The 13,242-nt window shown below is 68.1% G+C and carries 14 protein-coding genes; 8 read left to right on the forward strand and 6 right to left on the reverse strand.

Annotation, left to right across the window (positions count from 1 at the left end; translation table 11 throughout):
* Positions 1-32: 32 nt before the first annotated feature.
* A complete protein-coding gene (locus PV646_RS32280) occupies positions 33-518 on the reverse strand; it encodes a GNAT family N-acetyltransferase (RefSeq protein ID WP_500346075.1) in 486 nt (161 codons plus the stop codon).
* A gap of 79 nt (positions 519-597) precedes the next feature.
* Here PV646_RS32280 and PV646_RS32285 point away from each other — a divergent pair, with 79 nt between their 5' ends.
* Together PV646_RS32285 and PV646_RS32290 are read left to right on the forward strand one after the other, a co-directional pair.
* A complete protein-coding gene (locus tag PV646_RS32285; protein WP_500346076.1) occupies positions 598-1,089 on the forward strand; it encodes an RNA polymerase sigma factor in 492 nt (163 codons plus the stop codon).
* On the forward strand, positions 1,082-1,939 hold the full coding sequence (locus tag PV646_RS32290) for a hypothetical protein (protein WP_500346077.1): 858 nt from the start codon (positions 1,082-1,084) through the stop codon (positions 1,937-1,939). The genes PV646_RS32285 and PV646_RS32290 overlap by 8 nt, the downstream gene beginning before the upstream one ends.
* Here the strand turns inward: PV646_RS32290 and PV646_RS32295 are convergent.
* Complete coding sequence (locus PV646_RS32295; RefSeq protein ID WP_500346078.1) at positions 1,924-3,405, reverse strand: serine/threonine-protein kinase; 1,482 nt, start codon at positions 3,403-3,405, stop codon at positions 1,924-1,926. The genes PV646_RS32290 and PV646_RS32295 overlap by 16 nt on opposite strands.
* Here PV646_RS32295 and PV646_RS32300 point away from each other — a divergent pair.
* The gene (locus tag PV646_RS32300; RefSeq protein ID WP_500346079.1) at positions 3,319-4,275 is read left to right on the forward strand and encodes a magnesium transporter CorA family protein; all 957 of its coding nucleotides are present in this window, start codon (positions 3,319-3,321) and stop codon (positions 4,273-4,275) included. The genes PV646_RS32295 and PV646_RS32300 overlap by 87 nt on opposite strands.
* Before the next feature lie 7 nt (positions 4,276-4,282).
* Entirely contained in the window at positions 4,283-5,050 is a 768-nt protein-coding gene (locus PV646_RS32305) for an enoyl-CoA hydratase/isomerase family protein (RefSeq protein ID WP_500346080.1), read from the forward strand.
* A gap of 227 nt (positions 5,051-5,277) precedes the next feature.
* On the opposite strand, the gene PV646_RS32310 is transcribed toward PV646_RS32305, so the two are convergent.
* Entirely contained in the window at positions 5,278-5,514 is a 237-nt protein-coding gene (locus PV646_RS32310; protein WP_500346081.1) for a hypothetical protein, read from the reverse strand.
* Positions 5,515-5,524: 10 nt separating this feature from the next.
* On the opposite strand from PV646_RS32310, the gene PV646_RS32315 reads away from it, so the two are divergent.
* Entirely contained in the window at positions 5,525-6,421 is an 897-nt protein-coding gene (locus PV646_RS32315) for a right-handed parallel beta-helix repeat-containing protein (RefSeq protein ID WP_500346082.1), read from the forward strand.
* 233 nt (positions 6,422-6,654) lie between these two features.
* Here PV646_RS32315 and PV646_RS32320 read toward each other — a convergent pair whose 3' ends face one another.
* Positions 6,655-7,110 (reverse strand): SLATT domain-containing protein, encoded by a 456-nt coding sequence (locus PV646_RS32320; RefSeq protein WP_500346083.1) that lies wholly within the window; start codon positions 7,108-7,110, stop codon positions 6,655-6,657.
* A 34-nt stretch (positions 7,111-7,144) separates the two neighbouring features.
* Here PV646_RS32320 and PV646_RS32325 point away from each other — a divergent pair, with 34 nt between their 5' ends.
* Both PV646_RS32325 and PV646_RS32330 read left to right on the forward strand, forming a co-directional pair.
* Positions 7,145-7,873 carry a PIG-L deacetylase family protein gene (locus tag PV646_RS32325; protein WP_189156876.1) on the forward strand — a complete coding sequence of 243 codons (729 nt, stop codon included), beginning with the start codon at positions 7,145-7,147 and terminating at the stop codon, positions 7,871-7,873.
* The gene (locus PV646_RS32330; protein ID WP_500346084.1) at positions 7,870-8,277 is read left to right on the forward strand and encodes a hypothetical protein; all 408 of its coding nucleotides are present in this window, start codon (positions 7,870-7,872) and stop codon (positions 8,275-8,277) included. The genes PV646_RS32325 and PV646_RS32330 overlap by 4 nt, the downstream gene beginning before the upstream one ends.
* A gap of 229 nt (positions 8,278-8,506) precedes the next feature.
* Here the strand turns inward: PV646_RS32330 and PV646_RS32335 are convergent, their stop codons facing one another.
* Both PV646_RS32335 and PV646_RS32340 read right to left on the reverse strand, forming a co-directional pair.
* Positions 8,507-9,799 carry a UDP-glucose dehydrogenase family protein gene (locus tag PV646_RS32335; RefSeq protein ID WP_500346085.1) on the reverse strand — a complete coding sequence of 431 codons (1,293 nt, stop codon included), beginning with the start codon at positions 9,797-9,799 and terminating at the stop codon, positions 8,507-8,509.
* A complete protein-coding gene (locus PV646_RS32340; protein ID WP_500346086.1) occupies positions 9,799-11,130 on the reverse strand; it encodes a glycosyltransferase family 4 protein in 1,332 nt (443 codons plus the stop codon). Before PV646_RS32340 ends, PV646_RS32335 begins: the two co-directional genes overlap by 1 nt.
* Positions 11,131-11,241: 111 nt before the next feature.
* On the opposite strand from PV646_RS32340, the gene PV646_RS32345 reads away from it, so the two are divergent.
* Complete coding sequence (locus PV646_RS32345; protein ID WP_500346087.1) at positions 11,242-13,242, forward strand: glycosyltransferase; 2,001 nt, start codon at positions 11,242-11,244, stop codon at positions 13,240-13,242.

Below are 13,242 nucleotides of genomic sequence, written 5' to 3' on the forward strand. Positions count from 1 at the left end.
TTGAAAGCCTCCTGGCGAGTCATCCCGACCCTTCAGGACATCGCGGCTGGGCGATCGGACGTTAGCCTCTTCTCGAACCAGTGATCGGAGTACTCGGCTGCGTTGTACGGAGCAATCTCCACGAAACCGAGCTTCGCGTAGAGACTCCGCGCCTCCACGAGATCGTCGCGGGTGTCGAGCCGCAACGCCGTGAGGCCGCGCGCCGCCGCCTCGGCCTCCATCGCGGTGATCAGGGCCGACGCGGCGCCCTGTCCGCGGAACGGCTCACGCACGAACATCCGCGTCAGCTCGCCGACACCGTTGTCGAGGAAGCGCATCCCCAGACAGCCGACATCGTTGCCATCGCGGGACGCGACGAGGAACACCGGTACGTCGTGATCTTGCTCGTCGCGTTCGTAGGCGTCGATCTCGGCGTCGCCCGCCGGCCTGCCCCAGTAGCGGCTGATCATCTCGGCGTTGTACTCGCGGTTGAGCGGCGAACGCGCGGCCTCGGCGGCCGTCACGGTCCAGTTGGTCATGAGACCATCATCGAAAGCCCATCAAGTGTGATTCAGGTCACTGCAACACCGGCGCCGCGAGAAGCCAACTGGGGACGTGATGTTCGCGGAACTGTTCGACGAGCACGCCCATCCGTTGCACCGCTATCTGGCGAGACGGGTGGGCGTCGACGTCGCCGACGACCTGGTCAGCGAGACCTTCCTCGCCGCCATGCGCGGTGAGGCCGGCTACGACCCGGAGAGGGGCAGCGTCGTCGGCTGGCTCTACGGCATAGCCACGAACCTGTTGCGCGGCCACGCCAAGCGCGAGACCCGCCTGTTGCGCACCGCCGAGCGGTACGGCGTCGACGTGGGTGTCGCCGAGTCGCTGGAGCACACGGTGGTCACCCGCATCGACTCCCGCGCGCACCTGCGCCGGATCGCCCGTGAGCTGGCCAGAATGACCCAGGCGGACCGCGACCTGGTGCTGCTCGTGTCGCTGGCCGGCCTGACCGTGCAGGAAGCGGCGGAGGCCCTCGACCTCAACCCCGGCACCGCCCGGTCGCGTCTGCACCGCCTGCGCGCGAAGCTGAAGGAAGTGGAACATGCGTGACGTGCTGGACGACGACCTCGCCGAGCTGTACTCCGTGCGGCCGGCCGACGACGTGCGGATGGCCCGGTTGCGCGAGCGGTTGTTCGCCGAGGAGCCGCCACGCCGTTCGCGGCGCTGGATCGGCATCGCCGCGGCGGCCGCGGCGGTGGTGATGATCACCGGGCTCGTGGTGACGCTGCGGCCCGTCTCGCGGGACGCACCCGCGACCATGCCGGTCGCGCCCGCCACCTCGCTGGCGGAGGCGGCGGCCCTGCTGGAGCGGGCGGGACAGCCGACCGCGAAGTACCGGCACATCAGGTACCAGGTGTGGCAGCTGGTCACGCATGCCGAGCCGCCGTTCGACGCGACCTCGGTCAAGTTCGAGTACGACGTGTGGCTGCCCACCGCGCCGGACGAGATGGTGGTGATCTACCGCAGGTTCACCGGCGAGCACCGGGCCGTCACCGGTCCGCAGCGGCCGATCGGGGAGATCGAGGAGCGGACCAGCGGCGCCGTCCTGTGGAACTCGTTCTGCGCGGCCACCCCGTGCAAGGAGGACAGCCTCGCGACGCCGTTGCCCGTCAACGACTTCGAGAAGCTGGAGGCCGTGGCACCGGCCATGCTCTCCCCGTTCACCACCACCGAGGAGAAGGCCTCGCTCTACCGCAGGCTCGCCGAGGGTCCCGCGATCCGCTGGGACAACGGGAAGGTGTTCGCCGAGGGCAGCCGCTGGGTGTTCCGGATCGATCCCGCCACGGGTGAGGTGGCCGGCATGGACGTGGACGCGCCGCCCGACACCAGGCTGCCCGGCGGCACGCTGACGTTGAGCGTCACGGTCTCCTACGAGTGGGCCGATCAGCGCCCGTCGTAGGAACGCGGCAGGTACCAGGCCAGGGCGGCGCGCAGCTCGGCGACGTCGCGCTCGCGCCGCCTCCTGGTGCGCTCGTGGGCGATCGGGAACACGCGCACACCGCCGTGGTGCGCGCCGAAGAAGCGACGCGGGGCCGGGTCCTTCAGCCAGACGACGACCCACGGCCGTTTCTTGTGCGGCACCACGCGCACTCGTGCGAGCTCATACCACCAGTACTGGTGGAACTTGCCGTTGCGCGTCGTGGCGATGCCCTCGCGGCTGATCTCGATGACGACCTTGCGGCGTGCGGCGGCGCTGAAGTACCGCACCGCGCGCACGAGCAGCACGCAGAACGCGGCGAGTGCGAGCAGTTGCGTGGCGCCGTTGGCCTGCGCGGCCGGGTCGGCGATCGCGGCGGCGAGCAGGGCCACGGCGAGGTTCAGGCCACCCCACGCCATCGGCACGAACCGCGACGTCGAGAACGTCGCGGCGGCGGGCGTCATCGGGGCGGGCAGCTTGTTCGTCGGCTGCTTCGGCGTGACGACCTGCGAGAGCAGGCGCGTCACCTCGGACGGTTCGGGGCGCTTGGCCGGGTCGCGGTGCATGCACTTCTGCACCAGCGGCCGCAGAGCCTTGGGCACGCCGTCGATGTCCGGCTCGCCGTGCGCGGCCTTGTAGAGCAACGTCGCCGTCGGCCCCTCGCCGAACGGGCCCTGGCCCGTCGCCGCGTAGACCAGCACGGCGCCGAGCGCGAAGACGTCGCTCGGGGACGCGACCTCCTGGCCGGTGATCTGCTCGGGCGAGAGGAAGCCGGGCGTGCCGAAGACCATGCCGGTCTCCGTCAGCGCCGTGTGTTCCATCGCGCGCGAGATGCCGAAGTCGATGACTCGGGGTCCGTCGGCTCCGAGGAGCACGTTCGACGGCTTGAGGTCGCGGTGCACGAGGCCGGCGCGGTGGATCGCGGTGAGCGCCTCGGCCAGTCCCTCGGCGAGTCGTCTCAAATGGTGCTCCGGCAACGGACCGTGCCGTTCGATCGCCTCTTGCAGCGTCGGGCCGGGCACGTACTCGGTGGCCATCCACGGGCGAGGCGCGCGCGTGTCGGCGTCCACGACCGCGGCGGTGCCGGCGCTGCCGACCGCGCGGGCCATCTGCACCTCGCGGCGGAACCGCTCCCGGAAGCGCGGGTCGTCGGCCAGTTCGGCACGGGCGACCTTGACCGCGACCTGGCGGCCGTCGCTGCCTTGTCCCAGGTAGACCGTTCCCATGGCACCACGACCAAGCCTGCCCAAGAGCAGGTAGTCCCCAATGCGTTGTGGTTGGTCCACCTTCACCGGATCGAGGGTAGCGGGAACTCGGGCTGAAACCTCACATCTGAGTAGATCTACGTATCGTTGTCGCCCATGGGCCGGACCCGCTTGTACCGCAACGGCGAACTCGTGGACAGGGACTTCCCGGTCACGGAGGTCGCCGGGCGTCTCGAAGATCACTCCGCCATCGTGTGGTTCGACCTCTGCGCGCCGTCCGAGTCCGAGATAGGTCTCCTGCGCGACGAACTGGGATTGCACGAGCTCGCGATCGAGGACGCGTTCTCCGAACGGCAGCGCCCGAAGGTCGACCGTTACCCCACTCATCTGTTCCTCTCCGTGTACGCGGTGCGGTACGAGAAGCACGAGATGAAGGCGTGCGAGGTCGACGTCTTCGTGACCAAGAACGTGCTCGTGACGGTGCGCGAGAGTGAGGACTACTCGCTCGACGGCGTGCAGCGACGGTGGGACAGCGCACCGACGCTGGCCTCGTCGGGCATCGGGTTCCTGCTGCACGGACTGCTCGACGACGTCGTGGACGGCCACTACGCGGCGGCTCAGGCGCTCGACGACGACATCGAGGCCCTCGAGGACCGCATCTACGAGGAGAGGCCGCACGTCGGGCGCAAGGCGTTGCAGCTCCGGCGTGCTCTGGTGCAGCTCAGGCGTGTCGCTCTGCCGATGCGTGAGGTGCTGGGGTCGCTGTTGCACCGCGAGCACGACCTCGTGGACGACGTGATGATGCCGTACTACCTGGACGTGAAGGACCACACGCTGTTCACGGCCGAGCTGACCGAGTCGATGCGGGAGCTGATCACGAACCTGCGCGAGGCCGAGGTCGCCGTGCAGGGCAACCGGCTCAACTCGATCATGAAGAAGGTCACCAGCTGGGCCGCGATCATCGCGGTGCCGACGGCGATCTCGGGCTACTACGGCATGAACGTCCCGTACCCCGGCTTCGAGCAGAAGTGGGGGTTCTGGGTCTCCACCCTGGGTATCTTCGGCCTTTCGTACTTCCTGTACCTGATGTTCAAGCGCCGCGATTGGTTGTGAACCAGCTGTGAAGATCCACCTGACCCGCCGCGACGAGCTCGCGATCATCACGATCGACGCGCCGCCGCTCAACCTCTACTCCCTCGACCTCGACGCGGAGTTCCACGAGGCCCTGGACGAACTGGGAGACGCGCGGGCACTGCTGGTCAACGCCTCGGGCAAGGTCGTGTCGGGCGGCGTGGACGTGTCGCTGTTCGCCGCGCAGGAGTACCGCGCCGAGGCGCAGCAGCTGTTCGACCGCATGCTCGTGCTCCCCCAGCGCCTCGCCGCGTTGCCGATCCCGACCGTGTTCGCCGCGCACGCGTTGTGCCTGACCTGGGCTTTCGAGCTCGCGGTGGCGTGCGACCTGATCCTGGCCTCCTCGTCGGCGCGGTTCGGGCTGGTCGAGAAGGTCGTGGGCCTGACGCCGACGATGGGCGGCACGCAGCGGCTGGCGGCGCGGGCGGGGGTGGGTCGCGCGAAGGAGTTCGTGATGACCGGCGACCTTTACGACGCGGCGACGCTCGAGCGGTGGAATGTCGTCAACCGGGTGTTCCCCGACGAGGGGTTCGCTTTGGCGGCGGAGCAGTTCGCTTTGTCTCTGGCGACCGGTCCGACGCAGGCACACTTTGCGACCAAACAGGTGCTCGCGCATTTCGAGAACGGCGGCGTCCCGGAGGCCGACGCTCACGTCACGACGATCGCGTCGGCGTTGTTCGAGACCGAGGACCTGCCACGCGCTGTGCACAGCTTCCTCACGGACGGTCCCGGTCGCGCGACTTTCACGGGTCGCTGATCTCACACATCAAAGAATCATATGGCTCGGTGATAAAACCGTGATCTACCAGCTCACGCGGATGGAGCATTCCCCGCCGCACGGAAGATGATGTTGCGGCACAACGAGATCCGCTTGACTCCTCCGGTCGTCCCAGGCATCGTGCTGACCGTTCAACGGCCCCGTACGAACTCCGTCGCACGAGTTCTGTACACATTCCGCAACGGCCGACGACACAATTAGCGAGTTCACGGTCCCCCGTCGTGAACGCGCGTGGAGGTAGAACCAGCCGTGAGACTGAGATTGGCCGTACTGCTGACCGGTGGTGTCATCGCGTTAGCCGCCTGTACCCCGACGAAGGCGGCCCAACCGACTCCCATCGCCGACAGCACCAGTGCCACCTCGACCAGCACGCCCAGCAGTTCCTCGGCCGCACCGAGCAGCAGCTCCGAGGCCCCCAGCAGCTCCACCACGAAGTCCGCCACCAACGGCCCCGTGAAGCCGCCCGTCGCCCCGGCCCCCGCGGGTTCCCCGGGCTGGAAGCTCACCCAGGGCAACACCGGCCTGGCCGCGCACGGCCTGAACTGCGACTCCCTGCCGCTCTACACCGGCCCCGGCGCCCCCGCCGCCGGCACCGTGATCTCCGGCAAGCGCATCGAGCAGACCCTGACGTTGTTCGCCGGCAACATCACGATCGAGAAGTCCTGCGTCCGCCCCACCCGTGCCGGCGAGACGCAACCGCTGATCACGACGAACGGCCCGTGCGGCAGCAACTCCTGCCAGGTCACCGGCGCCCCCGTGACCATCCGCGACTCGAACATCGACGGCTCGGCCCTCTCGGCCAAGACGATCGCGGGCTCCTGCGCGTTCCTCGGCGTCGGCACCCTGCAGCGCAACTACATCAGCGGCATGGGTTCCGGCATCTGCTTCTACAACACCGGCAGCACCCTGAGCGGCCTCGCCGAGGGCAACTACGTCCGAGGCCTGCGCTCCGACGGCGACAGCCACAACGACGGCGCCACCGTCCGCGACTTCCCGCTGGACCGCAACGCGGGCCGCACCCTGACGTTCCGCAACAACCGCATCGACTGCTCCACCGGCAACGACACCGGGGCCCTGTTCATCCAGACCTACGGCGGCGACATCGACAACGTCACCGTCGAGGGCAACCTCCTGGAGGGCGGCGGCTACCAGCTCGGGCTGGAGTCGGGCTTCGACAACGTGTACGGGCGCAACATGAGGTCCATCAACAACCGCTTCACCGGAACCGGGTGGGGCGCGGCCTATGTGAGCCAGAAGGGCGCGAACTACAAGTGGGCGGTGTGGCAGGACAACTTCCTGCACGACGCCGGCGCGCCTGATGGCAAGGGGAAGCCGGCGGGTACGCCGTAGCTCCTGGCCTTGGTCTCTGGACCGCCGACCGCCTCTGACCGCCTTCGCCGCCGAGCCCCCGCCGGCGGCGGGGGCGGTTCGGTGTTTCGGGGTGGGGTAGCGGATGTGCGAGTGCGGAGAGCGCGCAGCGTGCGGCCGCACACGTCCCAGCACCTTCGTCGCGCTCCCCCGGCCCCTCGCACCCGGCCGACCCGGCACCCCAGGCACGCCGCCCCAGGCCCAGCCACCCCACCTCACCCGTTGTCGCGGAACCTCAACCACCGCGAACTGAGCGAGTCCCAGATCTCCTGGTACCGCTCGAACATCTCCCGCACCTTCTCCGGATCCACCTCCTCGGCCGGCGTGGACGCCACGTAGTACGCGAGGTCGTCTTCCAGCCGGTGGAACTTGTAGCTCGCCTCCTCCATCAACACCCACAACGAGCGCCAGGCGAAGAACGGCTCCAAAGCGGACACCACGGTCACCACCGCCACCAGTGAGAACGCCGTCCCCGTCCAGGGGTCGAGGTTCTGCAGGCCGAGAATGATCGTCGACACCGCCGAAAGCACCAAAGTGGTCAGTCGGACAGTTACGGACTTCCACCTGAACCGCTGCTTGCGCGAGCGGGCATACGCGTGCCCTCGGGAGATCTGTCCACGAAGGTGCTGAGCGAGTTCCAACGGCTTCAAGCCGGACGGCAAGTCGGTCACCGGCAAGACAATAGTTTCGAGGTACCTTCGCCGCGTGCAGTTCGATGGACCGAGAACCTTGCTGGCCGTCCACGCTCACCCTGACGACGAGTCTCGGTCGACCGGAGGAATCCTGGCCCACTACGCCCGCCAGGGCGTCCGGATCGTCCTCGTCACGTGTACCGGTGGCGAGATGGGTGACATGCCCGGTGGTGTCAAACCCGGCGAGCTGAACCACCACCCCCAGGCCGTGGCGGCGCGGCGCAGGGCGCAGCTCAACGCGGCGTGCGACGTGCTGGGCATCACGGACCTGGAACTGTTGGGGTATCACGACTCCGGTGAGACCGGGGAGGTGCCGCCCGGCGCGTTCTGCTCCATTCCCGTCGAGACCGCGGCCGGCCGGTTGGCTGCCCTCATCGAGCACTTCCGGCCCCAGGTCGTCGTCACGCACGACCACCACAACCCGCACCAGCACCGCGATCACGTGCACGCGGCCCGCGTCGCTCACCACGCGGTCAAGGAGACGGGGATCCCGGCGAAGCTGTACCTGGAGGCGCACGACACCCTCGCCACGACGACGGTGGACACCTCGGCCGTCGCCGACGTGAAGCGCAAAGCGTTGTACTGCTACGAGAGTCAGTCGTTGATCGGGAAGCTGACGGCGCAGCAGAGGTTCGCGGCCGAGTCGTACATCCGCGCGTTCGACACCACCGACGCGCCGTTGCCCGAGACCGATCTGTTCGCCGGCATCACGCACCACGGGCCGGATCTGCCGCGGTGGTGAGAACGCTGCTGGTCGTGCTCGCGGACGACATCAGCGGGACGGCCGGCACAGTGGCACTCTATGCCAGAAAAGGCGTCAGAACCGTTGTGCACAGCCAGAACGAGGAAGTCCGCCGCCAAGCAGAACGCCTCGGGGCGATCGCGCAGACTGCGGACCCGTACGACCTGATCGAGAAGTACTCACCGCAGGTCGTCGTCTGCGACTACAAGGGACCGCTGCGCGTCACGAAACTGGCGGTGTACCGGACCGGGATCCCGGCGAAGTTCTACCTGACCGCCACCGAGGGTGCCACGGTCGTCGACGTGGGGGCGTCCGCCGTCCAGAAGCAGCAGGAGCACTACTTCCGAGACCTGGACAGGACGAACGCCCCGCTGCCGGAGACAGACCTGTTCGCGGGTCTCTAGAGCGGCAGAGCGGACAGCAGGCCCTGAGCGAGATGCGTTGCCTGCGCCAGCAAACCAGAAGCCTGGTGCACGAGACCGCTGACCATGTCCATGAGTCCAGCCACGGCGGAACCTCCCGACGAACCCCGGTGGGCGAGTCCCACCGGGTGTTGCCGGGAATCAAAGCGCTAGCACAACCACCGCGCGCGCCCTGTCACACCATTGAGCTAAAAGGACAGTCCCAAGAGGACTAGCGACCCAGTGACGTGCAGGTCAGACCCGCGCGGCGGATGACGTCCGGGTCCAGCAGGTTGCGCGTGTCGACGACCACGGGCTGCCGCACGGTCTCCGCCAGGCGCGCCCAGTCGAGCGAGCGGAACTCCGGCCACTCGGTCAGCACGACGAGGGCGTCGACGTCCTTCGCGGCCTGGTAGGGATCGTCCACAACGGACACCGGGCCGAGGTCCGTGCCGCCGGCGAGAGCCGGGTCGTAACCGACGAGCTCGGCACCGGCTTGACGGAGCAGCGCGGCCACGGCCAGGGCCGGGGAGTCGCGCAGGTCGTCCGTGCCGGCCTTGAACGTCAGGCCCAGCAGGCCCAGACGGACGTGCGACAGCGAGCCGCCGCGCTTGCCCGTCACCGCGAGACGCACCTTCTCGACCATCCGCTGGCGCTGGCGCTCGTTGGTGTCGATCGTGGCGCGCAGCAGGCGGAACTCGAAGTCGGCGGCGTCGGCGACCTGGAGCATCGCGTGCGTGTCCTTGGGCAGGCATGAGCCGCCCCAGCCGGGGCCGGGGTTCAGGAACGCCTGACCGATGCGCTTGTCGTAGCCCATGCCCTCGGTGACGTCGGTGATGTTCGCACCGAGGCGCTCGCACAACTCGGCCACGGCATTCACATAGGACAGCTTCATCGCGAGGAAGCAGTTCGCCGCGTACTTGACCATCTCGGCGGAAGCCGCGTCGGTCAGCACCGTCGGCGCACCCAACCGGGCGTAGAGCGCCGCGACACGTTCGGCGGCGTCCTGCTGGTCGCAGCCGACGACGATGCGGTCCGGGTTGAGGAAGTCGTGCACGGCCGAGCCCTCGCGCAGGAACTCGGGGTTCGAGACGACGGCCACGTCGTCACGGCGCAGCAGCTCGGCGGTCCGGATCGAGGTCCCGACCGGCACGGTGGACTTGTTCACGATCACGGTGCCGGACGGCAGCAGGTCGCGCGTCTCGTCCACAACGGACTCGACGGCGTGCAGGTCCGCGATGCCGCCGACGCCCATGGGCGTGGGCACGCACAGGAACACGACCTCGGCGTCGGCCACCGCGGCCGACGCGCCCAGCACGAACGACAGGCGACCGGAAGCCAAACCTTCGGCGACCAGCTCGGCAAGTCGCGGTTCGAGGATGTCGACCTCACCGCGCGAGAGCCGCTCGACCTTGCCCGCGTCGACGTCCGCGCACACCACGCGGTGGCCCAGCGAGGCGAGGCAGGCACCGGTGGTCAGACCGACGTAGCCGGTGCCGACGACAGCGATCCTTCTGACGAACATCATTCTCCCGTTCGGGTCACGGCGAACGCGCGGAGCACGGCGTCGTCGCTCACGTCGATCATCTTGTTGCCCCACTGGTCGGTCCCGGCGCCGAGCTCGGGCCTGCCGTCGGGGAACGGGCCGCGCGAGGCGAACCCGGTCAGCCCGTCGAACACCGCCACGTAGTTCTCGGCCTGCGGGCGCCAGTCGAGCACCGCCTCGCAGCGGCGGCGGCCCTCGAAACCGAGGCGCGCACGGCGTTCCGCGTCGTCGAGCAGGTCGAGCAGCGACGTGGTGAACGCCTCGACGTCACCCGGCTCGACGAGCACGGCGCACTCGCCGGCGGACACCACGGTCTCCTGCAACCGGTACGTGACGACCGGCAGCGCGTAGGCCATGTACTCCATGGTCTTGTTCATAGTGGACACGTCGTTCAAAGGCGACAACGGATCCGGGCCCAGTCCGACCGACGAGGTCGACAGGTAACGGGTGATCTGTTCGGGCCCGACCCGGCCGGTGAACTCCACGTACGGATCGAGTCCCCACGCCGTGGCCTGCTTCTTCAGGTCTTCGAGGCAGTCGCCGAAGCCCAGCAGGGCGAAGCGGACGTCGGTGCGGCCGCGGTCGAAAACAACTCTCCGTGCGACTTCGAGCACGCCGTCGACGCCGTCCTGCGGTCCCATGATTCCGAGATAGGCCACCAGGTGTTTGCCGCCGCGCCGGAGTTCGTCCACGCCCTCGACAGGTCGCATCACGGTGGTGTCCGGACCGGAGCGCACGACGGTGGTGTGCTCGGGCGGCACGTTGCCGCGCGTCCACGCGATCTTCTGGTACGAGGTGTTGGTCGACGTCACCCGGTTGGCCGTGCGGAACGTCCGGCGCTCCAGCCACTTCAGGATCCGGTACTGCAGCTTGCCGGCGACGCCCTTGGGCTCGCCGAAGCGGGACAGGAAGACCTCGGGGTTGAGGTCGTGGTGGTCGAAGACGAACTTCACGCCGCCAAGACGCCACAGCAGAGCCAACGCCCAGTACGTGTCCGGCGGGTTGCACGCCTGCATGACGTCGAACCGCCTGCGGGCACGCACCTTCACGCTCAGCAACGCCGTGCGCACCCAGCAGTACAGGAACTCCCACGCGTAGCCCAGCGCGCCCTCGGCCTGGGGCGGCGGAGCGTACTTGTAGATGTGCACTCCGTCGAGGAGTTGGTAGGCGGGATCACCCGGACCCTTGGGGCAGATCACCGAAACCTCGTACCCGGCGTTGGTCAGGGCGCGGCATTCCAGCCACACCCGGCGGTCCAGCGGCACGGGGAGGTTCTGCACGATGATCAGCACGTGAGGCGATGACGTCACGCTCTGGTTCTCGTTTCCGAGGGCAAAACGGTTACACCTGAGCCCAATCTCGTAACGGAGGTTGCAAAACGCTCGATGTAGGCGCAGAGGCCCGAAAAGCGAGGAGCGGTTGTGGAGCGGTCACCTGTCGCGGTGGTCATCGTCACTTACCAGAGCGAACAGGTCATCGCGGGATGCCTGGACTCGTTGCCCGACGGCGTGAAAGTGATCGTCGTCGACAACGCCTCGACGGACGGCACTGTGGCGGCCGCCACTCGACCCGGCGTGGAAATTCTGCGCAGCCCGGTCAACGGTGGATACGCCGCCGGTGTGAATTTGGGCATCAAAGCCGCAGAAGGACATGACGTCCTCATCCTGAACGCCGACATCCGGTTGCACCCGGGAGCCGTGGAATCACTCCGCGCCGCGAACAAGCCGATCGTCGCGCCCAAGCTGGTGGACGAATCCGGCGCGCTCTCCTTCTCGCTGCGCCGCAAGCCCACCGCTCCGGGAGCCCTCGCGGAAGCCCTCATCGGCGGGGGCAGGGCCGGCGGCGTCGGCCTCGGTGAGACCGTCACGGACGCGAAGGCCTACCAGGGCGCGCACGCCGTCGACTGGGCCACGGGCTGCGCGTGGCTGGTCAGAAGGGACGTGATCGAGCGACACGGCCTTTTGGACGAACGCTACTTCCTCTATTCGGAGGAAACGGAGTACATGCTCCGGGCCGGCGGCGTCTGGTTCGAGCCGCGCGCCGTCGTCACGCACATCGGTGGCGAGGTCTCCACGAACGCGCGCCTCTGGTCGATGCTCACCTCGAACAAGGTCCGCCTGCACCGCGAACTGCACGGCAGGTTCGCCGCCGCGTTCATGTGGCTCGCCATGGTCGTGAACGAAGGGCTTCGCGCGCGTTCGCCGAAGCACCGCACCGCGTTGAAGGGGCTTTTCAGCATGCGCCGCTGGCCGGAGGAAGTCGCCTCCGAAGGACCGAGCTACCTGTGCTTCTCCGCGCAGGACTGGTGGTACCACAACCGCGCCCACTCGGACTTCCAGCTGCTGCGCCGCGTCGCGAAGCACCGCAAGGTGTTGCTGGTCAACAGCATCGGCCTGCGGATGCCGTCGCCCGGCAAGAGCACGCAGTTCCTGCGCCGGATCTTCCGCAAGGCCATGAGCGTCGCGAAGCTCGTGCGGCAGCCGATCGAGGACACGCCGAACTTCTACGTGATGACGCCCGCTCCCCTGCCGTTCTACGGCAAGCCGTGGCTGCGCAAGCTGAACTCGGTCCTGGTCCGCACCCAGGTCAAAGCTGTGTGCTTCTTCCTGCGCATGGGCACACCCGTCGTCGTCGCGACGATCCCCACCGCGTGGGATGTCGTGGAGCCGATGAAGACCAAGGGCCTGATCTTCAACCGCTCCGACCGGCACTCGGCGTTCCCCGAGGCCGACCAGGGCACGATCGCCGCGCTGGAGAACCAGCTGCTGTCCAATTCGGACACCGTGCTCTACGTCTCACGAGCGCTCCAGGAAGAGGAGTCGAAGCTCACCGGCGATCGGGCGCACTTCCTCGACCACGGCGTGGACGTCGACCACTTCACCCGCCGCACCGACCTGCCCGCGGACATCGCGAGCATCCCGGGCCCGCGCATCGGGTTCTTCGGCAGCCTCGACGACTACCTCGTGGACTTCGACCTGATCGAGAAGGTCGCACAGGAGTTCCCGGAGGCGTCGGTCGTGCTGATCGGTGACGCCACCTGCTCGATGGAGCGCTACGACAAGTACCCCAACGTGCACTGGCTGGACTTCCGCTCCTACGACCAGATCCCCGGTTACGGCAGCGGCTTCGACGTCGCGCTGATGCCGTGGCTGGACAACGACTGGATCAAGCACGCGAACCCGATCAAGATGAAGGAGTACCTGGCCCTGGGCCTGGCCGTCGTCTCGACGGACTTCCCCGAGGTCGAGCGGTACGGCGACGTCATCCGGATCGCCCAGGGCGAGGCCGACTTCATCGACCAGATCCGGCTCACCCTCAAGGACAGCGGTCTCAAGACCCCGGCTGAGCGCCGCAACGCCGTGCTGGCCTCCTCCTGGGACTCCCGCGCCCGTGAGCTCATGCAGATCGCGGAGGACCGCTGA

The sequence above is a fragment of the Streptomyces sp. ID05-26A genome (genome assembly GCF_033794685.1).
Taxonomy (GTDB): domain Bacteria; phylum Actinomycetota; class Actinomycetes; order Mycobacteriales; family Pseudonocardiaceae; genus Lentzea.

Excerpts from the sequence above, each read along its gene's own strand:
- PV646_RS32280 (WP_500346075.1), bottom strand. The coding sequence starts at position 518 with ATGACCAACTGGACCGTGACGGCCGCCGAGGCCGCGCGTTCGCCGCTC.
- PV646_RS32285 (WP_500346076.1), top strand. The coding sequence starts at position 598 with ATGTTCGCGGAACTGTTCGACGAGCACGCCCATCCGTTGCACCGCTAT.
- PV646_RS32290 (WP_500346077.1), top strand. The coding sequence starts at position 1,082 with ATGCGTGACGTGCTGGACGACGACCTCGCCGAGCTGTACTCCGTGCGG.
- PV646_RS32300 (WP_500346079.1), top strand. The coding sequence starts at position 3,319 with ATGGGCCGGACCCGCTTGTACCGCAACGGCGAACTCGTGGACAGGGAC.
- PV646_RS32335 (WP_500346085.1), bottom strand. The coding sequence starts at position 9,799 with ATGTTCGTCAGAAGGATCGCTGTCGTCGGCACCGGCTACGTCGGTCTG.